We start from the raw sequence: 26,445 nt of genomic DNA on the forward strand, positions 1-26,445 counted from the left end.
TCGCGGCTCAATGATGTCCGAGCAACTCCGTGATCTGGCCGTTGAGCGTGTCAAAATGTTCGTCGGCCGCCACGAGGTTGCCGGACCTGAGACAGTCGAAATTGCCAAACACACTGCAACGCAATGCTTCGAGATCGCTAACCGCGAGTAACGTCGCATTGCCCGCACGGCGAGCTCGGTACGCTGACAGGACCTGTTCGAGGAGGCTCAATACCGGGTTGTCCAGCACTCGCCATTCGAGATGGATCCGCATCATGTGAGATGTGGGATCCTCCCATTTCTGCAATCCGATCAATTGACCGATCTCGTCCCAATCGGCCTGCTCCGCCTTGCACGCCACAAGGAGCCGGTTGAGGCGGCCGAGCATGGACAAGGTCGGGCGGAAATCGCGCTCGATAAGCTGGACTTGCGCATAATGGTCGGCGATCCGCTCGATCACCCCCGGGGGGTGGACGGTCGTCGCCATGATCCCGCCGCTGCGGCCGCGTTCACATCTGACCACACCCCGATCCTCCAGCAGCCGCATGGCTTGCCGCAAAACCTGTCGGCTAACGCCGAAGCGGTCGGCGAGATCGAGCTCGAAGCCGACGCGAAATTCGCCTTTTTGCCGCCGTCGGCCGATTTCCGCGATCAGGAGTTCGGCGACAAAGCCGGCCAGTCCTGCACTACATGTGTCCGAGCCTGCCGACGGTGGATTATAGAGCAAGGTGACGGCACGCTCGCGATGCTCGGCGAGCTTGTCGAGCGCTTCTGCAAATGGACGGATCGACCGGTTGAGCGAAAGCAGAGATGGACGGGCCGAGTTGTCCAGCGAATGAAGCGGTGTTTTCCCCGATGCCAGCATGTTGCGAAAATCGGCGATAAACGCTTCGGTCGTGCCAGCACGGGCCGCTATGTCATGGCGATGCAGCAGCCAGATGGCTTTCTGCGCATCCGAAGCCTGCTCGTCAGACAAACCAACAAAAACGAAGTAGCGCGCCAACGCCACCGCTATATCTGTTCGGGGTGCCTCCATAACGATCAGGCCTCCTCCCGGACCGCGACGCATCCGGGCAATGCCCCTGTCCTCCAGGATCCGCACAGCCTCAAGCAACGTTTCGCGCCTCAGGCCATAGCGCTCGCAGATCTCCGGCCCGGTTCCGAACAAGCCACCTGGGGGACCGGCGCTGCGGCGAATGTCGTCCTCAATGCGGGCGACGGCGGCCGACGCCATTTTTACTGGAGCCGATCTCTCCGCCAGGACGGATGTATAGATTTTCGGCCAGTCAAACCTGATCTCCATCCGCAGCCCCCATCCTCTTCCAGGATTTTTCCTGCTGCGCGCACGCTAGCCGCAATCAGCGTGGAAAAATCCTGACGAACGACAGGTAACAGGCTGGAAATGCGGTTGGTGGATGCTGCGCTTCGTCAGCGCATATCAGCTTCACGGTTGGTGACCGCTGCTGATAACTCGGGTGCGCAATGGACGTGGTTCGCAGGCGCGCGGCGTCGAGCATGCGGCCGCCGCGAGCCTGCGACCGGTCAATTATGGCTGGCCGTCTTTTTCGCCGGTGACACACAGGACCAGTTGGCAGCGTTGTCGACGGCGCCTTTCTCCGTTGATTGGTTGAACCTCGCAACCTGAGGATGCGGGCAGAGAAGGAAGTCCCGCGCGGCGCCCGCCGGCGGCGGCACCATCACGCCCGAAACAACCTTGGTTTGGGGGTCTGCAAATTGCATCTGGACCCTCTCCGCGCCGCGATGGGTGACGATTGACTGAGGCACCTTGCCTTGTTCGACCCAAGCGACCAGGGCATCGAGCATCTGGTCGGGCGCATCCTGGGGCCCCGTCCCGCCGCCGCAATGCGCCATGCCGGGAACCCTGTAGAACCGAACGAACTCTTCGAGCTCTGCCTTCCCACCGGGAAGCTTCTTGCCAGCATCGTTATAATATTGCTCGAGTTCGATGTCCGAGCAGCAGGAATCACTCACCCCGTTCCACAACAGGAGCTTTCCGCCGGCCTTGCTGAAGCCGCCGAGTTCTGCCGGATAAGGCTGGCCATAATCGAACCTCTTCGCGGCCTCCCACCATGCATTGATTTGTTTGGGATCCTTGAAGTCGAACTGCTTCAATGCGTCATAATCCGGGCCGAAATACACCCGTGCCAGCGAATCGCCGATCACATATCCACTTGGGCTCTTCCTCAGGTTCTCGATGGTGGGCTCGGGCGACCAGGGTGGAGGTGTCTGGCCGAGGAAGCTGGGCCAGGTGCTCATGTTCGAGATCGGAAAGCCTTCCGTGAGCTTTCCATTGGGCCCCTGCGGACCGGCCAGAATGGCCTTTATCGTCCTGATTTCAGGCTGAGTCAGGCACTCGGGTCCATCGGCACCCGAACAAGCCAACTTCGCCACGTCGAATTTGCACTCGCGCGGATCGGCGATGATGTCGTCCTTGGCTCCATCAAGCCCATCGCAGGCAGCGGTGACCTTCTTGTCGACCATGGCGAACTTGGCCGGCGATACCCATGCCCCTGGCTCGCGCGACATCTCGCGCGCTGCGGCTATGAACTTCAGCATTGTTGCACTGCTCCGGCCCCCTGGTGCACCAAGCAGGACGCCATCAAAGTCCTCCGGGTGGCGCTCGATCGCCATCACCCCCATACGGCCGCCACCCGAGCAGCCCGAGTGATAGCGGTACATGCCGGCCGCGTCGTAATAGTCCTTGGTTATCTTCTGCGTAGCGACCGCCACGACATGAGCGCCGCGATGGACATGGTCGACAGCCTGCGCCTCGTTCTTTCTGAGAAAGCTCCAGTCCACCATATGGGCTTGGTGTCCGGTGTCCGTCCCGGCAACGGCATATCCTTTATACAGTGGATTGCCTGGCGGAATCTGGGAGTCCGAGGGCACGTAGCCCGCCGCCGCCCCCATCCCTATGAAATAATATCGGTTTTTCCATCCCGTGTCGGGCAACTGCAGGCGGAAATTGACCTTGTTCGGCCCGGGGTTCGTCGTGGTGACGAAACCCTCAATCCGACAGTGCGGGACAGGCGCTGCGGTCGGAGTGGCGGAGACAATCGTCGTGTCGTCGGGTGCCATAGCCTGGATGGACGAGACTTCGCATTTTCGCGCGTCCGCCGCTTCCTCTGCCCAAGCCGTAGAAGTGGCCGAGACCACCGCGCCGGCTGCCAGCATCACAAACAAGTCCTTTCGCATGCCACTCCCTCAGTCTGCCTGGCGGAATTCCGCGCCGGGGGCAGGCTAGTGGTGGTGTGCGTGCAAAAAAGTCGGCTGAATTGATTGTCAGCCTGATGACTCCCGCAGCGCGAATGGCCCGGACAGATTGCAAAGCGCCTCTGGCGCCCCAGAGGCGAGTCCGGTTTGCAAGAACCGCAACGAGACTTGCCGCGACGCGCTGTTTTTGAACCCTCGCCAAGGCCTGATCGGCTTATTCGCCCGGGTACATCGCGGCGGCAAGATTCCTGATCTCAATCTCATCGGCAGGCAGGATGAAGCCTGCCTCGATCGCCGAGCGAAGCGATGCTTCGAACTTGGCGAGATAATCCCTCTTCCCGTCTGGATAGAGTTCAGCAAGCTGGCTCTCATCGAAAGCAAATGTAGTGCCGAACAGCATGGCAAAGCCCGGCCCGCTTTGGCCGAGCCCCGAAAAGGTAGCTGTCGGCACGTCCATCCAGGGTGAGCGGATTCCGCCGACGCTGTTGCCGAACCTGTCGACGACCAGCGTTGGCAGGGTTCCCTCCGCGACACTGAGCGTCGGCGCGCTGGGTGGCGCCTTGCCCGAAGCGACCCAACTGTTGAGTGCAGAAAGCGCTGCCTCCATCACATAATGATGTTGGGGCGCCGCGTTCATCGGTTTGCCGAGAGATAGCCCCATCATCTCCGCCGTCGGTGTGAACGCCCTTGCCAGTTGTGCGCTCGTGGCCGACCCGGAATCGATGGCACTGCCGACGATGGTGTAGGTATCGGCATGTGCGGTCCCAGCGACCTCCCACGTCCTGATCCGGGCGCTGTCGCCCTGGCGAGCCGGGAGAAAGCCAACCACCGGCGCCATCAGGTCGGTTTCGGTGATGAACATTAGCACGGGTACGCGAACGTCCTCCCGGATTTGCACGCTCTTCGCAGCCACACTGCTTTCGCGCGCCTGCATGCTGGAAAGAAAGTCGCCGTCGATCGGCGCCGCTCCTCTGAAACGCGAATGGATCAGGAAGCCGTCGAAAACCCTTTCCTGCGGATCGATCGCGTTCACATAGGTCGTGAGGAAAGCCGCAGACTGGGATTCCCCCATCGCCAGGATGCGGTCGGGTTTCAGCGATCCGAGCAATCCGGATTTCCCATCGCGGATCGCCAGGCCCGCCTGGCTGAAGATGTCATAGGAATATGCGTCGCCAGGGTGCGCGAGCGAGCCATAACGCTCCGGGTCGGCTTGCTTCACCGGAAGGACGCCCGGCATCGCCATCTTGCCTCCTTCGAGGCCAACCTTTTGCGAAGATACGCCTACATAGGCATAGCCTTCACGGACCAGTTCCCTGTGCAGGTAACTCCAGTCAGGCGCGCCGTCGGTTCCGCTGCTGACATTCAGCCATTCAACGACGACGGTACCGTTGAACTTTGCCGCGTCGCTCGGACGCGCGACCACCATACGCGTCTTGTAAGCGGCGTGGCCCGAAGTCTCGGCCTGCCATTTGCCGTCTGCCGTTATGTCGCCGCCCAGGCTGTATGCGTTTGCCGTTCCATCGAGGAAAAACTCACCCACGACATAGTTGGCGGGCGCGTGAGCGAAAGTCCCCTGTCCGAGTGTGATCCGCCCCTCGATGGGACCATTCACCGAACGTGCTTCAAGCAAGCTGGGCATCGATATCAATCCTGTTGCGGCGAGACATGCCGCGGCCAGATGAGAAATGCCTCTTTCCAGCATGCCGCGCCTCCGCCTTCGTTCTCGATTGGACTGCGCCGGCAGCGGACGCACGGGCGCCTGGGTTTGGCCGATTCATCGCCACAGTTAGAGCAGTTGCGCATGGGCCAAGCCTCCCCATGGGCTCGCTATCGACAAGCAGCCCGGGAAAATAGCCGGCCTAATTGCGCCCTGTCGCCGGACCATCGACAGATGGCCTGCCCGCAATTCCGACCGCCTGTGCTGCTGCCAAGCATGGGGGATGGAGGTGTCGCAAACCGTTGGAGCCTGGAAGGCAGGCGCCGTATCCGACGGCGCAGGGCATGAGAACTCGCAGGCGTTTGCACCGAGCGAAGCAATGGCCTTTGCTTGACGTTTCGCTGTCAGGAAAGATCGATGCTTTCGTTGAAGAGATCGAGCATCGCGCGCCACGACCGCTCGTCCGAAGTCAGGTGATAGGCGACGCCCGCCATGCCCATTTTCTCCGAACCGGGGACCGTGAAGCCATGCTGGGTTCCGCCATAAAGGATCATCCGCCAGTCGACGCCGGCCGCGTCCATCTGGGCTTCGAAAGCGGCTCTGGTATCGGGTGCAATGAGCGGATCGGCCGTGCCATGCTGGATCAGCACCTTGCCCCTGATATTCCTGGCGTCCTCGGGTCGATTGACCGGAAGACTGGAATGGAAGCCCACGATCGCGGAGACATCGGCACCGCTACGACCGAGTTCGAGGACCGCCGCCCCACCGAAGCAATAGCCGATGGCGGCAACACGATTGCGATCGACACTGTTTTGCGCCGTCAGCACGCCGAGCGCCGTTTCCATGACCGGCCGGATACGCGACGGATCCTCGAAATAGGGCTGAATGCGGGGTCCCAGTGCCTCCATCGTCAGGACCTCGCCATCGCCGACATAGTCGGCACAGAAGGCGGTGTAGCCCTTCTTGGCCAGTCGCACCGCGATACCGCGCTCGAACTCGGAGACGCCGGGTGCGTTGTGCGCGATGAGGACTGCCGCGCCATTGGGCTTGTCGGGCAGCACCAGGAAGCCGACATAGCGCCTGTCGTCCGGACCGCGATACTCAACATTCTCCAGTTCCATGACTTCCCCCCGATCCCGATTTGCATCGCTTTTGCTCGAGCGCCGACGATCACATGCCAGGCAAGAAAATCAACCGCGTAGATAAATGAATTCTCGCGGCGCGTTTGGCGACCGATATGCCTGGTCGGATATCCACACATCAGAATGCGGATCGATCTGACAGGTCCGGCCGGACGAGCAGCCAAGCTTGCGCGAATAGAAGCGGGGCGCTGTTATTCGGGGGTGCTGACACCGTCCACGTCAATGAGCCCGTCGGCTACGACCACGCCCGTCACCCGAACACGCTTCTCGATATGGTCGACCGGTACGCGATGAAGATCGAGGGAGTAGCGCCCACCAATGTCTCGACGCAGCGCGAAGCCACCGTCTTGGCGAACCAGCGTACCGATTTCATCGATCCGGGAACCGATCATGCTCATGGACGAAAGCATAGGCGAAGCGCGACGATTCGCCGAGACGCCGCCATGATAAATCGGGGTTACCAGATCGGTTTGACGCTCATGCCGCTCTGCCAGGCTCCGGGAACTGGAAATCCGCGCCCACCGGTAGCGGCATGCGGCGGCGGGGTTTTTCCCCGATGGGCTTTGCCGGTCGCTCGATGAGCACCGTCGGCGACGGCAAGCCCTCTGAGAGCATGTCCGCCCAGATCATTGCCAGCTCGCGCCTGCGCGGCATGTAGGCGGCACGGTTGTAGGCACCCTCGACCTTTTCCTTGGGAATATGGGCGAGCATTAGATCGATCACCTGGCGGTCATGGTCCTTGCCGTGGCGCTCGACCCATTCATTCATGATCGTCGAGAATGCTGCGCGGAACCCATGCGGCACATGGTGGCCGTGGTAGCCGGCACGATTGAGGAGATAGCCAATGGCATTCTCGCTCATCGGGCGGTTGGGAAAGCGATTGCCAGGAAACAGCAGCTCGCAATCCCCAGTGAGCGGCCAGAGCGCGCGAAGCACGGCGACGCCTTGGGGCGTCATCGGCACAAGATGCTCGCCTCTCTCCTCCGCCTTACGGTCGAGATCGCCTTTCATGCGCGCCGCCGGAATGCGCCATAGCGGCTTTGCTCCATTGAGATCCTCGAATTCGTCCCAGCGGGCACCGCGCAATTCGTTCGGCCTCACAGCCGTGAGTGCAAGCAGCCGCAAGGCGAGCCGGGTGATCGGTCGGGCATAATCCTCTTCGGCATCGAGGATCATCTTCCGCAGACGCCTGAGGTCGGTGATGGCCGGCTGCTTTCCCTTGCGGATCGGCTTGAGCACGGTACCCAGTTTCTCGGCGGGATCGGTCGATGCCAGGCCCTTGGCGATGGCGTAGCAAAAGACCGCGGAAATCCTCTGCCGCACGCGCTTGGCGGTTTCGATGGCACCGCGCGCCTCGATCGCCTGAAGCACCTCGAGGATCTTGGGTGGATTGAGCTCCACCACGGGGAACTTCCCGATTTTTGGAAACACGTCGCGCTCGAGGCTCCGGATGACGTCGGCGGCATGGACCTTCGCCCAGGTCGCCTTCGTGTTTTCATGCCATTCGCACGCCGCCCGCTCGAAGGTATAGCGGCTGACCTCGAGATTGGTCGCGAACGTCAGTTGCTTGACTATCACGGGATCCCGGCCCTGTTCGAGCAGCTCACGAGCCTCGTCGCGCTTGCAGCGCGCGGCGGCAAGGCTGACCATAGGGAAGATCCCGAGAGCGAGAGATTTCTGCTTGCCGTCGAACGCGTAGCTCCAGCGCCAGAGCTTGGATCCGTTCGGATTGACGAGGAGGTAGAGGCGATAGCAATCGGTGAGCTTGTAGGGCTTCGGGCGCGCCTTGGCGGCACGCACTTTTGCATCGGTCAGCAAGGTCCATCTCCGGTACCACGTTTTTGCCGTGCCGAGACCACGCCGTCGTACCACGTTTCCCTCAAAACAGGCCTGAGGGACCACGGCGGACTGCGGACGGTTCCGGCGCACAAAGCCTTGGTTTTCAGCGGAAAAAATCAATTTCGGTGGACTGTTGCGTCCCTCTGCGGAGGGGCGGCTGGCGGAGCGGGAGGAAATCGAAAGCCAGTCAATTTGACCAGCAAATCCGCGACTCCCACTTCCTACCCGATTCACAATGCCCCCACGGTGCCCCCAAAATTTATGAGATTGGATGACACGGGTTGAGGGCGGACATTTACAACATCGAACTCGCGCCAAGAGAACACGCCCGAATCGATATCGACGCTTGACCGGACCTATATATCTATTATTCTGGATATATGGAAAACGATTCGGCCATAGCTGCGCTCGGCGCGCTAGCCCAAGGCACGCGCCTCGACACCTTCCGGCTGCTCATAAAGCATGAGCCGGAAGGCTTGGCGGCCGGCGAAATCGCCCGACAGCTTGATGTCCCCCAGAACACGATGTCGGCGCATCTGGGCATTCTTGCCCGAGCAGAACTGGTGCGCTCCGAGCGGCACAGTCGCTCGATCATCTACCGTGCCAATCTCGACGCCCTGCAGGCGTTGATGCTGTTCCTTGTGAAGGATTGCTGTGGTGGGCGCGCCGAGCTCTGCCAACCGCTTGCCGACCAACTCCTTGCCTGTCGAGCCGCCTGAAAGGGGAGATCATGACTGGTCGACTTTTGAACGTCCTCTTCCTGTGCACCGGCAATTCCGCCCGCTCGATCTTGGCAGAGGCGATCCTGAACCGCGAAGGATCGGGCCGTTTTCGCGCATTCAGCGCGGGAAGCCAGCCCAAGGGCGAGGTCCATCCGTTCACCATCCATCTGCTCGAGAAGCTCGACCATGACGCGAGCCGGCTCCGCTCCAAGGGCTGGGAGGAGTTTTCCGGGGCCGACGCGCCACCCTTGGATTTCGTGTTCACCGTCTGCGACAACGCTGCGAACGAAGTCTGCCCGGTCTGGCCAGGCCAGCCGCTGACCGCGAACTGGGGCGTGCCCGATCCCGCCGCGATCAAGGGCGACGAAACCGTCCAACACGCGGCGTTCTTCGACGCCTATCGAATGCTGTTCAACCGCATCTCGCTGTTCACGAATCTGCCCTTCGACGCGCTCGACAAGCTGAGCCTGCAAAACCGCCTGAACAGAATTGGTACCGATCAGGCGCGCGCACCCATCAACCCGCAAACGGAGCCTTCCGCGTGAGCGACATCGACATCATCATCTACCACAATCCCGCATGCGGCACCTCGCGCAACACCCTGGCGATGATCCGCAATGCGGGTATCGAGCCGCACGTCATCGAGTATCTGAAGACGCCGCCCTCGCGGGAGATGCTGATGTCGTTGATCGCGCGCATGGGCGGCGGGCCGCGGTCATTGCTGCGTGAGAAGGGCACGCCCTATGCCGAACTCGGTCTCGAGGACGCATCGCTCTCCGACGAGGCGCTGGTCGATGCGATGATGGCGCATCCAATCCTTATCAACCGACCGATTGTGGTGTCGCCGCTGGGCGTGAAGCTATGTCGACCGTCGGAGGAAGTTCTCGACCTTCTGCCGAACGCACAGCAGGGCGCGTTCACCAAGGAAGATGGCGAACGCGTGATCGACGCCGCCGGCCATCGCGTCGCTTAGGAGCTTAGCCATGGCTACCACCGCCGCGGCCGCGCCGCCTGCAATCAGCACTTTCGAACGCTATCTTTCGGTTTGGGTGGCGCTCTGCATCGTCGCCGGGATCGCGCTTGGCTATGCCTTTCCGGGGCTGTTCGCGGTCATAGCTGCCGCCGAGGTCGCGCGCGTCAATCTCGTGGTCGCGGTGCTGATCTGGCTGATGATCGTGCCCATGCTGCTCAAGATCGATTTCGGTGCACTGGGATCGGTCAGGCAGCACTGGAAAGGTGTCGGCGTCACGCTCTTTATCAACTGGGCGGTCAAGCCATTCTCGATGACGCTGCTCGGCACATTCTTCCTTGGCTGGCTGTTCGCACCGCTGCTGCCCGCCGGCGAGATATCCTCCTATATCGCCGGGCTCATCATTCTTGCTGCCGCCCCCTGCACCGCCATGGTCTTCGTCTGGTCCAACCTGTGCGAGGGCGAACCCAATTATACGCTGAGCCAGGTGGCGCTCAACGATCTCATCATGGTCTTCGCCTTCGCGCCGATTGTCGGGCTGTTGCTGGGCGTCGCCTCGATCGCCGTGCCCTGGGAGACATTGCTGCTTTCGGTCGTGCTCTACATCGTCGTGCCCGTGATCATCGCCCAGATCATCCGTCGCAGCGTGCTCGCGCATGGTGGCAGGCCGGCGCTCGAGCGGCTGCTGGCCGCGCTCGGCCCCGTGTCGCTGATCGCTCTGCTCACCACCCTCGTGCTGCTGTTCGGCTTTCAGGGCGAGGCGATCATTGCACGTCCGCTGGTGATCGCGCTGATCGCGGTGCCGATCCTGTTTCAGGTCTATCTCAACGCCGGGCTTGCCTATTGGCTGAGCCGCCGGTTCGGTGTTGCCTGGTGCGTGGCTGCTCCCGCGGCGCTCATCGGGGCCTCCAACTTCTTCGAGTTGGCGGTTGCTGCCGCGATCAGCCTGTTCGGCCTGAATTCGGGCGCCGCGCTTGCAACCGTGGTCGGCGTGCTGGTTGAGGTGCCCGTGATGCTCTCCGTCGTTGCGATCGTGAAGCGGACCCGTCCTTGGTACGAACACGGCGCCGTCGCATGATGAGCTTGCGTGCATACCGCATCGATCAGGCCGCGCTGGGGGAATTGGCCTCCGCGCTGGCGGCCGAAGGCCTGCCAGTCTCCGATCTCGGGGAGCCGGGCCGGATATTCTTCCGCTTCGAGGACGGCGCGCTCGCCGGCTATGGCGGGATCGAGAGCACCGGGCCCGAGCGATTGCTCCGCTCACTCGTTGTCGTCCCCGGGCGGCGCGGTGCGGGGCTGGGATCCGCGATGCTCGCCGCGTTGGAGCGGGAAGCAGTGGAACTTGGCGTTGAGCGGCTGCATCTGCTGACCACCACCGCCGCACAGTTTTTTCGCGCTCACGGTTACACCGATACCGCGCGCACCAATGCGCCGGCCCCGATCGCAGCCTCGGCCGAATTCACCTCGCTTTGCCCCGCAAGCGCAACCTATCTCACGAAAAATCTGGATTCCGATTGATGCCCCTTCGTACGCTTCCCGACGCCAACAGCCTTCCCAATCTCGAGGAAAACTTCGCGCACCGGCGACCGGCTCTCGGACTGGGGGCGCTCGATCCAGCGCCCCGTATTCTGCTGCTCTACGGCAGCCTGCGTGAGCGATCCTTCTCGCGGCTCGCAGTCGAAGAAGCGGCGCGCATTCTGCAATATTTCGGCGCCGAGACGCGCATCTTCGATCCGTCAACGCTGCCGTTGCCTGACCAGGTGGAGGGCGACGATCACCCGGCAGTCCATGAGTTGCGCGAGCATGCTTTCTGGTCCGAGGGCATGGTCTGGTGCAGTCCCGAGCGCCACGGCCAGATCACCGGCATCATGAAGGCGCAGATCGATCATCTGCCACTGGAGATGAAAGGCATGCGTCCGACCCAGGGGCGTACCTTGGCAGTCATGCAGGTCTCGGGCGGATCGCAGTCGTTCAATGCCGTCAACACGCTACGTCTGCTGGGCCGCTGGATGCGGATGTTCACGATCCCCAACCAGTCGTCGGTTGCGATGGCCTGGAAGGAGTTTGACGAAGCGGACCGCATGAAGCCGTCGAGCTATTATGAGCGGATCGTCGATGTCATGGAGGAGTTGGTTCGCTTCACTGTGCTCCTGCGACCCCACGCCGCGCAGCTCGTCGATCGCTATTCCGAACGCAAAGCGTCGGGCGTGCCGGTCGATCCGGCCGCCGATCTTTCGGCGATCGCGATTTCGCGCTGACCCAGGCCGATCGCGGCTCAGCTCGCAGCGGCCCGGTGCTCTTCGCGTGCCGCTGCCCAGACCTCACGGGCAGCGTCGGCGTTCATGATCGCGATGCCAAGACCGACAATCAGATCGGGCCAGGCGGATAGCGTATAGGCCGTCGCCAACCCCGCTGCCACGATCGCGACATTTGCATAAGCATCGTTGCGCGCGGACAGGAATGCCGCACGCGTCAGGCTACCGCTGCTATGCCTGTGGCGCGCGAGCAGGAACGCGCAACCGAGATTGACGACGAGCGCGCCAATGCCCGCCAGCGAGAGCGGAATGGGCGCAGGTGGCATTGGCGTTTGAAACTTGTCCCATGCCGTCCAGAGCGTTGCGAGGCCCGGAACGAGCAATATGATGGCCAGCGCCATGCCGACGCGCCCCCGTGCCTGGAGCGACCAGCCCAGCGCCGCTACGATCAGGAAGTTGACCGAGGCGTCCTCGAGAAAATCGATGCTGTCGGCGAACAGCGATACCGATCCGATGGCGAGGGCAACGGCAAACTCTACGCCGAAATAGGCGAGATTGAGCAACCCCACGATGAGGACCGCCCTTCTCAGAGTACTGCTATTCTCCATCAGGCCCACCTATAGCGAACCGCACGGCATGAACCGATGGACGTCGCACCGGGCGTCCCACTGGACGCCTCGGTGCGACCACCAGTCCTATTGCTTCTTGATCGCGGTGATCGCGCCGCCGCCATCCTTGATTGCAAGATCGAATGCGACCTTGTCGCCACCCTTGAGTCCGTCGAGCAGTTCGGGCTTGACCGCGAAGGGCATGGTCATCGCGGGCCAGTTGGCCTCGGGGATCGGGCCGTGATCGAGCGTGACGGTGCCAGCCGCCTTGTCGATCTCGATGATCGTGCCGGTGCCTTTCGCTGTCCTTGCGGCAGTGTCGCCGGACATCGCCATGTTGCCCATGTCGCCGGACACATTGCCGGTAGCTTCCGCCGTGGCGCCAGCGTTCGCAGCGACATTGGTCTCGGCCTTCTCGCCACAGGCGGCGAGCAGGGCCGTAGCCCCAAGCATGACAGTGAGGGTGAGAGGTTTCATCATAGTCTCCTTGCAGGTTGAACAGATTGAGGATCAGACTTTCTGGTTCCGTCGCCGCATCAGCAGATAGGCGGCGGGGATGACGAACATCGACAGTAGCGGGGCGGTCAGCATGCCGCCGACCATCGGGGCTGCGATCCGCCGCATCACCTCGGAGCCGGCACCGCTGCCGATAAGGATCGGGAGAAGGCCGGCGATGATGACCGCGACCGTCATCGCCTTGGGGCGTACCCGCAGCAGGGCGCCCTCGCGGACCGCGGCCTCGACACCCGCGGCGTCCGGATCGACGCCCCTCTCCGCCAGCGCGCTCTTCAGATAGATCAGCATCACCACGCCGAACTCGGCAGCGACGCCGGCGAGCGCGATGAACCCGACGCCGGTCGCCACCGACTGGTGATAGCCCAGCAGATAGAGGATCCAGAATCCGCCGGTCAGCGCGAAGGGCAGCGTGGCCATGATCAGCGCCGCCTCGTCGAAGCGGCGGAAGATCAGGAACAGCAGCACGAAGATGATCGCAAGCGTCGCGGGGATGACGAACTTCAGGCGGTCAACCGCGCGCTGGAGATATTCGAACTGACCCGAATAGGCGACGCTTACGCCCGGCGTGAGCTTGATCCTCTGAGACACAGCCTGGCGAAGATCGCCAACAACCGAGGTGAGATCGCGACCACGCACATCGACATAGACCCAGGTCGAAGGCCGGCCATTCTCGGTTTTGAGCATCGGTGGGCCATCCGTAATTTCGATACGGGCGACGGTTCCGAGCGTGATCTGCTGACCGGCGGGTGTGAGCACGGGAAGCGCACGCAGGCCGTCGAGATTGTCGCGAAGTTCGCGCGGGTAGCGGACATTGATCGGATAACGGGCGAGGCCCTCGACCGTCTGTCCAATCGTCTCGCCGCCGATCGCGCCCGCGACGATGGCCTGTACGTCGGCGATATTGAGCCCATAACGACCCGCCGCACTGCGATCGATGTCGACGTCGACATAGCGCCCGCCGGTCAACCGCTCCGCCAGCGCTGAACTCACGCCGGGCACCGCCTTCGCCACGCTCTCGACCTCGCGCGCGATCCGGTCGAGCTCAGCGAGATTGGCGCCCGAAACCTTGACCCCGATCGGGCTCTTGATGCCGGTCGCTAGCATGTCGATCCGGTTACGGATCGGCGGCACCCAGATATTGGCAAGGCCGGGCACCTTCACGGCACGGTCCAGTTCCTCCACCAGCTTCTCGGGCGTCATGCCGGGTCGCCATTGATCGCGGGGCTTGAACCGGATCGTCGTCTCGAACATCTCGAGCGGCGCTGGATCGGTCGCGGTCTCGGCGCGCCCGGCCTTGCCGAACACGCTCTGCACCTCAGGGACGCTCTTGATCATCCGGTCGGTCTGCTGGAGCAGCTCGGATGCCTTTGCCGCCGACAGTCCAGGCAGTGCTGAAGGCATGTAGAGCAGATCGCCTTCATTCATCGCGGGCAGGAACTCGCCGCCCAATCGCGACAGCGGCCAGGCAGTGGTCGCGAACACGAGCGCGGCGATGATAAGCGTCGTCTTCGGCCGCTTGAGCACCCAATCGATAGCCGGACGATAGGCCGCGGTGAGCACGCGGTTGATGGGGTTGGCCTGTTCCGAAGGGATCTTTCCCCGGATCAGCCAGCCCATCAGCACCGGCACCAGAGTCACCGACAGGATCGCCGCTCCCGCCATCGTGTAGGTCTTGGTGAAGGCGAGCGGCGCGAACAGACGGCCTTCCTGCGCCTCGAGCGTGAACACCGGCACGAACGACAGCGTGATGATGAGCAAGGAGAAGAACAACGCCGGCCCGATCTCGATCGCCGCCTGGGTGACGAGGTTCCAGCGCGTGTCCCCTTCGAGTTGTTCACCCGGATGCGCGTGCGCCCATTGCTCGATGCGCTTGTGCGCATTCTCGATCATCACGATCGCGGCATCGACCATCGCGCCGATGGCGATCGCGATGCCGCCCAGCGACATGATGTTGGCGTTGACCCCCTGGAAGCGCATCACGATGAAGGCGGCAAGCACGCCCAAGGGCAGGGTCACGATTGCGACCAGCGCCGACCGGACGTGCCAGAGGAACAGCGCGCAGACCAATGCCACGACGATGAATTCCTCGGCGAGTTTGTGGGTGAGATTTGCGATCGCGTTGTCGATGAGCTGCGAGCGATCATAAACGGGCACCACCGCGACGCCCGCCGGCAGGCTCTTCTTCAACTCCTCGAGCTTTGCCGTGACCGCCTCGATCGTACCGCGCGCATCCGCGCCTTGCCGCAGGATGACCACGCCAGCCGCGACCTCGCCGTCGCCATCGAGATCGGCGATACCGCGCCGCATCTCGGGACCGATCTGGACGGTGGCGACATCGCCCAGCGTGACTGGCACACCGCCTGCGGCCGTCCGCAGCGGAATGGCGCGGAAGTCGTCGAGCGTCTTCAGATAGCCCGAGGCGCGGACCATGTATTCGGCCTCGGCCATCTCGAGCACCGAGCCGCCTGCTTCCTGATTGGCGCGCCCAATCGCCTCGACCACCTGTGCATGGGTGATCCCGAACGCGGCGAGTCTCACCGGGTCGAGCACGACCTGATACTGCTTCACCATCCCGCCGATGCTCGCGACCTCGGCGACGCCAGGCAGGCTTTTGAGTTCATAACGCAGGAACCAGTCCTGGAGCCCGCGAAGCTGCGACAGGTCATGCCCCCCGGTCCGGTCGACCAGCGCATATTCATAGACCCACCCGACGCCGGTCGCATCGGGCCCGATCGCGCTCTTCGCGGTCTCGGGGAGCCGCCCCTGCACCTGATTCAGATATTCGAGCACGCGCGAACGCGCCCAATAGAGGTCGGTGCCGTCCTCGAAGATCACATAGACGAAGCTGTCCCCGAAGAACGAATAGGCCCTCACCTTCTTCGCGCCCGGCACCGAGAGCATGGTGGTCGCCAGCGGATAGGTGACCTGGTTCTCGACGATCTGCGGCGCCTGGCCTGGATAGGAGGTGCGGATGATCACCTGTGTATCCGAGAGATCGGGGAGCGCATCGATCGGCGTCGCGCGCACCGCCCACAGCCCGGCGGCCAACAGCGCCAGCGCGCCGAGCACGACGAAGAAGCGGTTCTGGACGGACCAGTGGATCAGCCGCCCTATCATCGGCTGGCCTCGCGCACGATCGATCGGACTGTGGGGCCTTCGGGAGACTGGTCGAACGAGAAGTGGACACGGTCCCCGATCTTGAACCCGCGCGCGATCGCGGGATTGGCGAGGCGGAAGGTCATCGTCATGGCCGGCCATTTGAGCGCGAGCACGGCTGCGTGATTGAGCGTGATGCTGGCACTCTCGATCTTCTCGATCCGGCCGGTCGTCTCATAGACGGCGGTCTTTGCAGGCGCCGACGTCGGCGGCGCCGAGATCGGCCGTGCCTCGACGCCCGAGAGGCTCGCCTCGGAGTCGATGAGGAACTGGCCAGAGGCGATCACCTTCTCGCCTTCGGCAAGGCCAGCGAGGATTTCGGTCTGGCCACCCGCTTCGGAGCCTGTCTGAACCTCGGCCGGCTGATAGCGCCCTCCGGGCAGCGCAAGCATGACGAGCGTGCGCTTGCCCGTCCGGATCAGCGCTTCGGATGGCAAAAGCAGGGCAGATCGAGCACTGCCGCCAAAGTCCACGGTTGCGAACATGCCGGGCTTGAGCCTGGCGCCGCGATTGGGCAACTCGATCCGGACGGTGAGCGTTCTGCTCTCAGCCTGGACGTCGGGGAGAACCGCCGCCACGCGACCCGCGAAGCGCTCGCCGGGGAACGCGGCAAGCGTCGCACTGGCGGTCTGGCCCGGACGAAGCTGCCCCGCCATCGCTTCGGGGACCGCGGCATTGAGCCAGACCGTGCCGAGGCCGTTGACTTCGGCGAGCGTTTGCCCCGCCGCCACGCTCATCCCCGCACGGACGCCGAGCGTCTTGATCGTACCGCCCGTCGGGGTCGACACGGTGATGACATTGTGCGGTCGCCCACCGCGCTCGACCGCCGCGATCGTACCCGGCGGCATGCCGAGCAGCGCGAGCCGCTGACGCGCGGCGCGGGTCAACGCCGCGTCGCCGGTCCGGCGCACTGCCAGAAACTCGGCCTGCGCACCTGCCCATTCGGGAACAAGCAGATCGGCGAGCGGGGCACCGGCACCGATCACATCGCCCGGCGCCCGGCCATAGACCCGCTGCACAAAGCCCGAGGCACGCGCCTGCACGACTGCGACATCGCGCTGGTTGAAATCGATGGTGCCCGTGGCGGTCAGGCCCGAGCCAAGCGCTCCGCGCTCGGCCACGACGACACGAAGGCCGAGATTCTGCGTGCGTGCGGGGTCGATCCGGATGCCGGTCTCCGTTTCGCCTTCGTCCGCATATTTGGGGACGAGTTGCATATCCATGAAGGGTGATTTGCCCGGCTTGTCGAAATGCTGCGAGGGCACCATCGGATCGTACCAGTAGAGGATCTTGCGCCCGCCTTCGGCGGTTTGCGGCGTATCGTCGGCACTGCGCAAAGTGGCGATCCCGTAACCCGCCGCACCGGCAACAAGCGCGATAGCGGCGGCAGCAAGTGCCAGCCGGTCCCGCGCGGAAAGTTCCAGGCTCATTGGTCTTCGCCCCCATAGGTCAGCACGAGGCGGGCGGCGTCCCGCACCACCAAGCCCTCGCGGTCGAGCGTCTGCAGCTCGGTGTCGGCCAGCGTGGATTGTGCCTGGATCACGTCGAGCAATCCGGCGCGGCCCGCCGAATAGCTGGCTGTCTCAAGGTCGGCCTTGTGCCGTGCGAGCGGCAACAGCGTATCCTTCGACCGCATCCACTGCTCATGATGCATGACGTGATCGGCGAGCCCGGCTTCGAGATCGGCAGCAAGCGAGCGCCGCATGTCCTCCTGTTCGGCAAGTGCCGCGCCGGCGGTTGCGACACTTGCGACAATCATCGGCTCCTGTCGCTTCTTCGCGAAGAGCGGCAGGCTGATCGTGACGCCCGCGGACACCATGTCGCCATAGCGCTCGGCGCGCCGCTGATAGGCGACATCAAAGCCCCAGTCGGGCCGCTTTTCGGCACGAGCAAGCGTCACGTCCGCTTCGGCCTGGCGCGTGCGCGCGGTCGCAGCGCCCAGATCGGGATGCGCACCGATCGCGCGCCGCAGAGCCGCCGGATCAATGGCAAACGCGGGCACTCCTCCCTCGATCGCGGGATCGGGATCGCCGGTCCAGCGCGAGAGTGTCGCCCTCGCGCGGGCGACCTCGGCCGCGACCTCGCTGCGTCGATCCTCGAGGCTTGCTATCGCCTGCCGGATGTCAAGCGCCTGGGCGGGACGCGCCGATCCGGACGCGACGCTCGAGGTCGAAGCAGAGGTCAGCGCCCCAAGCCTCGTGATGGTCGCGTCGACGGCCGCCATCCTTCGATCGGCATAAGCGAGATCGATCCAGGCAAGCGCCGTTGCCACCCGGACACGCCGCGCCTCGGAAAGGTTCGCCGCCTCAGCGACAGCGACGTCGGCCTGTGCGCGGCCCGTTCGCGCATGGCGCTTCGCGAGGTTGGGCACGTCCTGGGCAATGCCCACGCGCGCCATCGTCATGCTGTCCTCGCTGAAGCTGCCTGCCGGCGGCCCGGAGATCGGAAAATTGTCGAGCCCGAACCCGAGCTTGGGATCGGGCAGCTCGCCCGCGGCAATCGCGGCCGACTGGCGGGATTGAATGGCGAGCGTTCGCGCGCGAAGCGACGGCGCCTGCGTCGCGGCCAGGTCGACTGCCTCGTCAAAGCTTAGCGGCTCGGCGAGGGCAATGTGGGGCAGCGCGACAAGAAGTGGCGCATAGAAGAGATATCGCATCTGATACTCCTGAAGGGAGGATCAGGCCGGTGGTTTTACCCGAGCGGCCGCAGCACAGCGGGACCGGCGGAACAAGGCGTTCCGCCGGCACCTCAGAGCTTGTCGTCGGGATCAGCCAAGCCGACCTGGATCCCGTCCTAGCCGACCGAGGGCGCGGCTGGCGAAGACACCCGGCTGTGCATGTCCTTCATGCACTCGGCAGGATTCGTCTTCATCATGGCGCATTCGCAATCAGTCTTGCTGACCTGATCGGGCACCCACACGCGTTTCCGGGTGGGGCCGGTTGCGCGCGGCCCGAATTGCGGGACCGTGCGCCATTCATAATGCCCCGAACGCGCGGGCTGATCGGCCTCAGCCGCCATGGCTGGAACCGATGCGGAGATCGCCACGCCTAGCGCGGCATAGAGAAACAGCGTCTTCATGACATTCATCCTTTGGCAAAATCGCTGGAACGGCGGTGTCGCGGGCGATGCTGCGCAAGCGCTTCGACGAGCGCATGCACGCAGCCGCGTTCACGGCCGGAACGGATCAGCCAAACAGGTTGGGCGGATGAACTTCGGGTGCAGGATCGTGGCCGATCAGCACGGCGAGGGCCGGCCAATAGGCACGCGTCGGGAGAATCTCAGGCGCCACTGCCGGTGCGCCCGGATCGCGCAGGACGATCGGCACGACGCAGCCCATTGCGGCGATGCAGTCGAGCGTCAGCCCCTTGCACGGCTTCTCTGCCGGCTGCGGAGCTTTCTGCATCATCTCCATGCATTCCGCGTCCATCATCGACATGTCGGTCGTCGACGCGGCCACTGGCGCCGCAAGCGCCCGGGGCCCCGACGCATAGGCTGCCGCCTGACCAAACAGGCCGAGCAGCGCGCCGAGCACAAGCAGAAGATGAAGCGTCCGTTTCATCGCGTCTGCAGTCTAGTCGAAAGCTGCCCTCGGAACAATTGGTGCGATGGGGACGCGAAGAGGCATCGCTCAGTGCGCAAGGGGCGCGGGGTCTGCCGACGTCCAATCCCCTCATCGGGCCGGGCAAATAGCGGTCGCAATGGGTGTTGACTCTATAGCTACTACAGGGTGCATCACATGCCGACCTTGTTTTGAGGAGGTGCGAGTGAGCGATTGTGGATGCAGCGGCGATGAAGAACGCGCCAGCGTCGACCCCGCCTACCGGCGAGCACTCTGGATCGTGGTGGTCCTCAATATCGGATTCGGCCTGTGCGAGCTGGCGGGCGGATTCGTCGCCGGATCGCAGGCGCTCAAGGCCGATTCGCTCGACTTTATCGGCGATGGATCGATCACCCTTGTTGGACTCGTCGCGCTCGGTTGGTCCGCGGTCGCACGCAGCAGGACGGCACTCATCCAGGGGCTGTTTCTTGGCGCGCTTGGACTTGGCGTGATCGGCTTTGCGGCGTGGCGCGCCTTTCATGCCGTACCGCCTGAAGCCGACCTCATGGGCGGAATCGGCGGCGTGGCACTTATCGTCAATGTCTCGGCCGCGCTCGTGCTCGCGCGGTTCCGCCATGAAGGCGATGCCACCGCACGCGCCATCTGGCTTTTTTCGCGCAACGACGCCCTCGCCAATGTCGCCGTCATCATCGCGGCGGGTCTTGTGGCCTGGACCGGCAAGGCCTGGCCCGATCTCGTCGTGGCCGGCGCGATCGCGCTCCTGTTTCTCCACTCGGCCACCGACATCATTCGCGATGCGCTTCGCGAGATCTCGCGTCGGCAAGGCGCGGTATCCGGATGAACGACAGCAGCTACACGCCGCCGCTCGGGACAGGCGCGACCGCCGATTATGATCGCGCCATCCGCCGCTGGACGCGCGAACTGCGCTGGCGCGAGGCGATGCTCACAGTACTCGCGGCCAAGCCCGGGGAGACCATCCTCGACGTGGGGTGTGGGACGGGGACCTTTGCGGTCATGCTCAAGATGGCGCAGCCTGGCGTCACGGTGATCGGGATCGATCCCGATGAGGAGGCGCTGGCGATCGCTGAAACCAAGGCGCGCGCTGCAGGGGTAGATATAGGCTGGAGGCGCGGCTTCGCGCGCGACGTCGAAGCTGCTTCAGCGCATGCCGTCACGTCGAGCCTGATGTTCCATCAGGTGCCGATGGCCGAAAAACGGGCCGGACTTCAGGCGATGCGCGCAGCGCTCCGACCGAGCGGGCGGCTTCTCATTGCCGACTATGGCCGCCAGACGGGGCTAATGCGCCTGCTGTTCCGGGCGACCATCCAGCGGCTCGACGGCGTTGCCGATACGCAGCCGAATGCCGATGGTGTCCTTCCAGCATTGATATCCGAAGCCGGATTTGACGATGTGCGGGAGAGTGTGCGCATTCACACGCTCACCGGCACGATCGCGCTGCTGACCGCGCGCAGGAGTTAGGCCCGGTCGGCCGCAGGCTTCCGGGCGCTGCGGCCATTCATCCAGAAACCGACCCCAAGGATCGCCAGTGCCGCGATCTGCGCGAATACCGTCTGGACCGTCGGGAAGAGCCCTAGCATCTGGATGCGCGGTACGCCCGGCAGCGGTCCGACACCCAGGATGCCCGCCTCCTGCAATCCCGCGATACCCTTGCCCGCAAGCACGACCGCCAGGATCGCGATCAGGATCGAGCTCCACGAGAAGAACTGCGTGATCGGGAGCCTCGCGCTGTAGCGAAGCATGGCCCAGGCGATGACAGCGAGGAGAAGGATGGCCGTGACGGCGCCCGCCAGGAGCGCCATCCCGTTGCCCTGCGTCCACAGCGCCGCATAGAACAGGATCGTCTCGAACACCTCGCGATAGACGACGACGAAGGCGAGGAAGAAGAGGAACCATGCCGAACCGCGCGACAGCGCGTGCGTCATCTTCTCCTTGATGTAGCGCTGCCAGGCCTCGGCATTGCTCTTGCCGTGCATCCAGATGCCGACCGACACGAGGATGACCGCAGCGAACAGCGATCCGAAGCCTTCGGTCAGCTCGCGCGACGCCCCGCTGATGCCGATGAACCAGGTGGCGATTGCCCAGGTCAGCGCGCCCGCACCCAGCGCCGCCACCCAGCCGCCATGGACATAGCGGATCACCTCGACGCGCTCGGTCTTGCGCAGAAAGGCGATCATCGCGATCACGATGAGAAGCGCCTCCAGCCCTTCGCGCAGCAGCACGCCGAACGCGCCCAGAAAGGTCGAGCTGCTGCTCGCCTTGTCAGGCGCCAGTGCGCTTTCGGCTTCGACAAAGAGTCCGTCGAGGGCTCCGATCGCGGCCTTCACCTCAGGCACGGGACGGCCCTTGCCGATCGCGCTGCGCAATTCGCCCATCGCGCCTTCTATCCGCGCCATGAGTGCCGCGTCGCGCGCGGCGAGGACAGGCTCCACGGGTTCGAAGCCATCGAGATAGGCCGAAAGCGCGAGATCGGTCGCCGCCTTGCGGTCGCCAGCCGCGTAAGCCTTGAGACTTGCGTCCAGCCGCTCACGTGCGAGCGCAAGCGACCCCTCGGGCTTGGCGATGAGCGCTTCGGGGTGACGCCTCAGATATGCTGACACGGCCTGCGCCTTGTCCCGCCCGATATCGGTCGCGAGGACATCGGGGGTGGTGCCCGCAAGCGCCGCCATGTTGGGGAGCCTGGCCCTGAGGCTCGCATCGCCCTGCCACAGCCCCTCGCCCGTCTGCGCCTCGGCAGGCGGATAGGCGAGGCTTCCGGTGTAAAAGGCCAGCGCCCACCGGTCGTCATTCGAGAGCGTCTCGAAGCTCGTCATCGCCGTGCCCTCAAGGCCCTGAGTGATGACCTGATAGAGGCCAAACAGGCTGCGCTGGTTGGCGCGCGCGGCGTCGGTGAACGCGATCGGCGGTGGGTCGAGGCCCACGGCATTGGGGCCTTTGCCATCCCCGGCCGGGCCATGGCACGCGGCGCAATTCTCGACATAGAGTTTCGCGCCGCGCGCGAGATCGGGCGGAGAAGAAGGCGCGAGCGGAACCGGATAGGCTGCAAGCAGCGCGTTCGCCAGCGCGTGCGCCCTGGTCGACACATCCACCGGAGCCTGCTTGGCGCCGATTGCGGTCCGCAATTCGGCCGCCTGTCTCAGCAGATCGGACTTGGCCTTGTTGGCTGGCAGTGCCTTCAGACGCGTTTCCACCTGACCCGCGAACTCGGTCATCTCCGCATATTCGGCGTCGCTGGTGACCCGCCCGTTGGCAACCGCCCCCGAATAGTCGACGGCTACGTAATCGAGCAATCGCCAGGTCGTCTGGACATCCGCATCACTCGCGAGTGCCGGGACCGGGCCACATGCCAGGAGCAGGAACAGAAATGCGGCGATGAAAGATCGCAGGGAACCGCCCCCCCGGACACTGCCGAGCGATAACCGGCGGCTGCAATTTCTGTCCATTGGTCGACTTTCGAATCCGGAAACGAGCGCTTCATGCACCCTCTACCCGCTACAGGGTCAAGCGCTATTGATCCGCGTTCGCTATAGCAGACGGGCAACGGACAGAGAATCCAAACGTCGCGGCGGAACGCAGGCTCATGCCGCCTGGCGACGGAACTTCCGCAGGATCGCTCGCGTGTCGAACCATGGGTGGTGCGCGCCGCTGATCACCTTTGCTGCAAATGTCGGCAGTACGAACAGCGTGAGGATCGTGGCCGTCGTCAACCCGCCGATCACGACCGTCGCGAGCGGTTTCTGCACCTCTGCTCCGGGCCCGATCGCCACCGCCATCGGAACAAAGCCGAGGATCGCGACGAGAGCCGTCGTCATCACTGCTCGCAACCGCGCTGTCGCACCGAGAATAGCGGCTTCTTCAGGCTGCACGCCCTCGGCAATCCGCTGCTTGATGCTTTGCATCAGCACCAGCCCATTGAGCGTCGCGACGCCTGAGACAGCAATGAAGCCCACCGCCGCCGAGATCGAGAAAGGCATGCCGCGCAGCAGAAGTGCGAGCGCGCCACCGATCAGGGCAAGCGGCACGCCCGCAAACACCAGCGCCGCCTCGGCTGCCGAACCGAGCGCGAGGAACAGCAAGACGCCGATGAGCAGGAAGACCAGCGGCACGATCAGCGCAAGGCGCGCGCTGGCACGCTCCAGATTCTCGAATTGCCCGCCCCAGTCGAACCAGCTCCCGGGCGGTACCGGCACTCGTGCTGCGACCTTCTCACGCGCCTCCGACACGAAGCCGCCGAGATCGCGATCGCGCACATTGGCCTGGACGACGATCCGGCGCTTGCCATTCTCGCGGCTGACCTGGTTGGGGCCTTCGGCCGTGTCGAACCGCGCGACGGCCGAGAGCGGCACCGTCGAGGTGCCGGCTTCCGCGCCTTCGGGCATGACCGGGAGTTGCGCCATCACCACGGGATCGTCGCGCATGGCGTCGGAGAGCCGTACCACGACGTCGAAACGGCGATCGCCTTCGAGCACATGGCCCGCCTCGCGCCCGCCTAGGCCGATTGCGAGGGCGTCGGCGGCGTCGCTCGCATGAACCCCAAGCGCTGCCGCCGCCGTGCGATCGACTGATGCAGTGATCGTCGGCTGCCCCGATATCTGCTCGACCCGGACATCCGCCGCGCCCTCGATCCCGCGCAATACCGACGCCACCTGTTCGGCCGTCCGACCCATCACCGCGAAGTCGTCGCCGTAAATCTTGACCGCAACATCCGACCGGACGCCCGCGATCAGCTCATTGAAACGCATCTGGATCGGTTGCGTGAACTCATAATTGTTTCCAAGTAGCCGGGAGAGTTTGCCTTCCATCTGGCCGACCAGCTCATCCTTGCTGAGGCGCGGATCGGGCCATTCTGCGCGTGGCTTCAGCATGACGAAGGTATCGGAAATGCTCGGTGGCATGGGGTCCGACGCAACCTCGGCGGTGCCCGTGCGCGTGAAAACCAGGGCGACCTGCGGCATCGCCGTCAGTGTCTTTTCCACCCGGAACTGCATGGCCTGGCTCTGCTCGAGCGAGGTTGAGGGCACGCGGAACGCCTGGACCAGCATGTCACCTTCGTCGAGCGTTGGCACGAACTCGCGCCCAAGGCTGAAAAAAGCCAGCAGGCCGAGCGCCAGCGCACCGCCGGCGCCGAGCGCAACCGTTCCCGGTCGTGCGACGGCGGCGCGCAGCATGGGCTCGAACCGCGTCCGAGCCGCTGCCGTAAGCCGCGTCTCGCCATGTCCTTTGGGCTCGCGGACGAAGAGCGCGGTCATCGCCGGAACGAAGGTCAGCGAAAGCAGGAAGGCGGCGGCCAGCGCCAGCATGACCGTCGCTGCCATCGGGCCGAACATCTTGCCTTCGACCCCCTCGAACGCGAGCAGCGGCGCATAGACAAGCAGGATGATCGCCTGGCCAAATGCCGCCGGGCGCGCCATCTCCTTGGCAGCAGCGGCTGCGATGCGCATCCGCTCGCCGGCATCAAGCGGATGCCCCAGCTTCTCGCGCCTGAGCGCGAGCCGCCCCAGCGTATTCTCGATAATGACGACCGCGCCATCGACGATCAGCCCGAAGTCGAGCGCTCCCAGGCTCATCAGATTGGCGCTGATCCCGAACCGGTTCATCGCACCGGCCGCAAAGAGAAACGAGAGCGGGATCACGAGCGCAGTGATGATCGCCGCGCGAACATTGCCGAGCGCAAGGAAGAGGACGACGATCACCAGCAGCGCACCGAGCGCGAGATTGTGCTCGACCGTGCTGATCGTGGCGTCGACGAGCTTGGTTCGATCAAGCGCCGGGCGGGCCATGACCCCGGGCGGTAGGCTTGCCCCGATTTCCTGAAGCCGTTCGCCGACGCGCTTGGCGACCGCGCGACTATTCTCGCCCTGGAGCATCAACGCGGTCCCGACCACGACCTCGCGGCCGCCTTCGCTCGCAGAGCCCAGACGCGGCGCCCGTCCGATCGCGACCTCGGCGACGTCGGAGACGCGGATGATCTGCCCGCCGCGGTTGAGCACCGGTGTCTGGGCAAGTTCCGCGATCGTGCGCACGCGCGCGTCGGTGCGCACCACATAGGCTTCGCCGGCGCGGCTCACATAGCCGGCGCCCGCGATCCGGTTGGCGTGCTCCAGCGCTTCGACAAGCTGGGTAAGGCCGACGCCATAGGCGGCCAGCTTCGCGGGGTCGGGATGGACCGCATATTCCTTCACATAGCCGCCGAGCACATCGACGCCCGCCACGCCCTCGACCGTCTTGAGCTGGGGGGCGATGATCCAGTCCTGGACCGTGCGCAGATAGGTCGCCTTCTCCTGATCGGTGGTCAAACGCTCGCCTTCGGGCGTGACATAGACGGCATCGGGTTTGGCGGCCGCGCCCGTGAACTCGACCGTCCAGATATAGACCTCGCCCAGGCCGGTAACGATCGGCCCCATCGACGGGGCCACCCCGTCGGGCAGATTGCCACGCGCGGACTGGAGCCGTTCGCTGACAAGATTGCGCGCGCGGTAGATGTCGGTTGCATCGGTGAACACTGCTGTCACCTGCGAAAAGCCGTGGCGCGAGAGCGATCGCGTCTCGACCAGCCCCGGCAGACCGGTCAGCGCGGTCTCGAGCGGGAAGGTCACCTGCCGTTCGACCTCTTCAGGACCGAGCGCCGCCACGACGGTCGTGATCTGGACCTGACGGTTGGTGATATCGGGCACGGCGTCGATCGGCAGCTTGGTCAGCTCGCGCAGACCAAAGGCCGCCAGCAGGACCGCGATGCCCACCACCAGCCACCGCCAGCGGACGGAGAAGTCGATCGCTCGCGCCAGCATCG

Annotated in this window: 23 protein-coding genes; 8 read left to right on the plus strand and 15 right to left on the minus strand. The window is 64.2% G+C overall.

What is annotated here, in order from left to right:
• Positions 1-7: 7 nt before the first annotated feature.
• The 6 genes from KC8_RS06470 to KC8_RS06495 form a co-directional block, all read right to left on the minus strand.
• Complete coding sequence (locus tag KC8_RS06470) at positions 8-1,282, minus strand: GntR family transcriptional regulator (protein ID WP_083831208.1); 1,275 nt, start codon at positions 1,280-1,282, stop codon at positions 8-10.
• Between the two features lie 239 nt (positions 1,283-1,521).
• Positions 1,522-3,174 (minus strand): tannase/feruloyl esterase family alpha/beta hydrolase, encoded by a 1,653-nt coding sequence (locus tag KC8_RS06475; RefSeq protein ID WP_232455688.1) that lies wholly within the window; start codon positions 3,172-3,174, stop codon positions 1,522-1,524.
• Between the two features lie 253 nt (positions 3,175-3,427).
• Positions 3,428-4,915: an alpha/beta hydrolase domain-containing protein gene (locus KC8_RS06480; RefSeq protein ID WP_138956652.1), complete on the minus strand. Its 1,488-nt coding sequence runs from the start codon at positions 4,913-4,915 to the stop codon at positions 3,428-3,430.
• Between the two features lie 359 nt (positions 4,916-5,274).
• Positions 5,275-5,991 (minus strand): dienelactone hydrolase family protein, encoded by a 717-nt coding sequence (locus KC8_RS06485; protein WP_010124879.1) that lies wholly within the window; start codon positions 5,989-5,991, stop codon positions 5,275-5,277.
• Between the two features lie 212 nt (positions 5,992-6,203).
• The gene (locus KC8_RS06490; RefSeq protein WP_029624440.1) at positions 6,204-6,410 is read right to left on the minus strand and encodes a DUF5818 domain-containing protein; all 207 of its coding nucleotides are present in this window, start codon (positions 6,408-6,410) and stop codon (positions 6,204-6,206) included.
• A gap of 79 nt (positions 6,411-6,489) precedes the next feature.
• Entirely contained in the window at positions 6,490-7,830 is a 1,341-nt protein-coding gene (locus KC8_RS06495; RefSeq protein ID WP_010124877.1) for a tyrosine-type recombinase/integrase, read from the minus strand.
• A 401-nt stretch (positions 7,831-8,231) separates the two neighbouring features.
• Here KC8_RS06495 and KC8_RS06500 point away from each other — a divergent pair, with 401 nt between their 5' ends.
• Genes KC8_RS06500 through arsH form a run of 6 tightly spaced genes read left to right on the plus strand, consistent with a single transcriptional unit; the run spans position 8,232 to position 11,801 of the window.
• Positions 8,232-8,570 (plus strand): ArsR/SmtB family transcription factor, encoded by a 339-nt coding sequence (locus tag KC8_RS06500; protein WP_010124876.1) that lies wholly within the window; start codon positions 8,232-8,234, stop codon positions 8,568-8,570.
• A gap of 11 nt (positions 8,571-8,581) precedes the next feature.
• Positions 8,582-9,118 carry an arsenate reductase ArsC gene (locus KC8_RS06505; protein WP_029624439.1) on the plus strand — a complete coding sequence of 179 codons (537 nt, stop codon included), beginning with the start codon at positions 8,582-8,584 and terminating at the stop codon, positions 9,116-9,118.
• 5 nt (positions 9,119-9,123) lie between these two features.
• The gene (gene arsC, locus KC8_RS06510) at positions 9,124-9,546 is read left to right on the plus strand and encodes an arsenate reductase (glutaredoxin) (RefSeq protein ID WP_029624438.1); all 423 of its coding nucleotides are present in this window, start codon (positions 9,124-9,126) and stop codon (positions 9,544-9,546) included.
• Positions 9,547-9,556: 10 nt separating this feature from the next.
• Positions 9,557-10,621 (plus strand): ACR3 family arsenite efflux transporter, encoded by a 1,065-nt coding sequence (gene arsB, locus KC8_RS06515; RefSeq protein WP_010124872.1) that lies wholly within the window; start codon positions 9,557-9,559, stop codon positions 10,619-10,621.
• Positions 10,621-11,061 carry an arsenic resistance N-acetyltransferase ArsN2 gene (gene arsN2, locus KC8_RS06520; RefSeq protein WP_010124871.1) on the plus strand — a complete coding sequence of 147 codons (441 nt, stop codon included), beginning with the start codon at positions 10,621-10,623 and terminating at the stop codon, positions 11,059-11,061. Before arsB ends, arsN2 begins: the two co-directional genes overlap by 1 nt.
• Positions 11,061-11,801, plus strand: coding sequence for an arsenical resistance protein ArsH (arsH, locus tag KC8_RS06525; protein WP_010124869.1), 741 nt, complete (start codon positions 11,061-11,063; stop codon positions 11,799-11,801). The genes arsN2 and arsH overlap by 1 nt, the downstream gene beginning before the upstream one ends.
• Before the next feature lie 17 nt (positions 11,802-11,818).
• On the opposite strand, the gene KC8_RS06530 is transcribed toward arsH, so the two are convergent.
• The 7 genes from KC8_RS06530 to KC8_RS06560 form a co-directional block, all read right to left on the minus strand.
• Complete coding sequence (locus KC8_RS06530) at positions 11,819-12,406, minus strand: cation transporter (RefSeq protein WP_029624436.1); 588 nt, start codon at positions 12,404-12,406, stop codon at positions 11,819-11,821.
• A gap of 87 nt (positions 12,407-12,493) precedes the next feature.
• A complete protein-coding gene (locus tag KC8_RS06535; protein WP_029624435.1) occupies positions 12,494-12,883 on the minus strand; it encodes a copper-binding protein in 390 nt (129 codons plus the stop codon).
• 33 nt (positions 12,884-12,916) lie between these two features.
• The gene (locus KC8_RS06540) at positions 12,917-16,039 is read right to left on the minus strand and encodes an efflux RND transporter permease subunit (RefSeq protein WP_010124865.1); all 3,123 of its coding nucleotides are present in this window, start codon (positions 16,037-16,039) and stop codon (positions 12,917-12,919) included.
• On the minus strand, positions 16,036-17,508 hold the full coding sequence (locus KC8_RS06545; protein WP_010124864.1) for an efflux RND transporter periplasmic adaptor subunit: 1,473 nt from the start codon (positions 17,506-17,508) through the stop codon (positions 16,036-16,038). Before KC8_RS06545 ends, KC8_RS06540 begins: the two co-directional genes overlap by 4 nt.
• Positions 17,505-18,734, minus strand: coding sequence for a TolC family protein (locus tag KC8_RS06550; protein ID WP_010124863.1), 1,230 nt, complete (start codon positions 18,732-18,734; stop codon positions 17,505-17,507). The genes KC8_RS06545 and KC8_RS06550 overlap by 4 nt, the downstream gene beginning before the upstream one ends.
• Before the next feature lie 137 nt (positions 18,735-18,871).
• Entirely contained in the window at positions 18,872-19,156 is a 285-nt protein-coding gene (locus KC8_RS06555; protein WP_037495805.1) for a hypothetical protein, read from the minus strand.
• Positions 19,157-19,262: 106 nt separating this feature from the next.
• On the minus strand, positions 19,263-19,637 hold the full coding sequence (locus KC8_RS06560; RefSeq protein ID WP_010124860.1) for a hypothetical protein: 375 nt from the start codon (positions 19,635-19,637) through the stop codon (positions 19,263-19,265).
• A 205-nt stretch (positions 19,638-19,842) separates the two neighbouring features.
• Between KC8_RS06560 and KC8_RS06565 the strand changes: the two genes are divergently transcribed.
• Positions 19,843-20,478, plus strand: a complete 636-nt coding sequence (locus KC8_RS06565; protein WP_010124858.1) for a cation transporter — start codon at positions 19,843-19,845, stop codon at positions 20,476-20,478.
• Positions 20,475-21,116, plus strand: a complete 642-nt coding sequence (locus KC8_RS06570; RefSeq protein WP_010124857.1) for a class I SAM-dependent methyltransferase — start codon at positions 20,475-20,477, stop codon at positions 21,114-21,116. The genes KC8_RS06565 and KC8_RS06570 overlap by 4 nt, the downstream gene beginning before the upstream one ends.
• Here the strand turns inward: KC8_RS06570 and KC8_RS06575 are convergent.
• Positions 21,113-23,098 (minus strand): cytochrome c/FTR1 family iron permease, encoded by a 1,986-nt coding sequence (locus KC8_RS06575; RefSeq protein ID WP_010124856.1) that lies wholly within the window; start codon positions 23,096-23,098, stop codon positions 21,113-21,115. The genes KC8_RS06570 and KC8_RS06575 overlap by 4 nt on opposite strands.
• Positions 23,099-23,233: 135 nt before the next feature.
• Positions 23,234-26,443, minus strand: a complete 3,210-nt coding sequence (locus tag KC8_RS06580; RefSeq protein WP_010124855.1) for an efflux RND transporter permease subunit — start codon at positions 26,441-26,443, stop codon at positions 23,234-23,236.
• Positions 26,444-26,445 lie beyond the last annotated feature (2 nt).

This window comes from Sphingomonas sp. KC8 (assembly GCF_002151445.1).
GTDB lineage: Bacteria > Pseudomonadota > Alphaproteobacteria > Sphingomonadales > Sphingomonadaceae > Sphingomonas_E.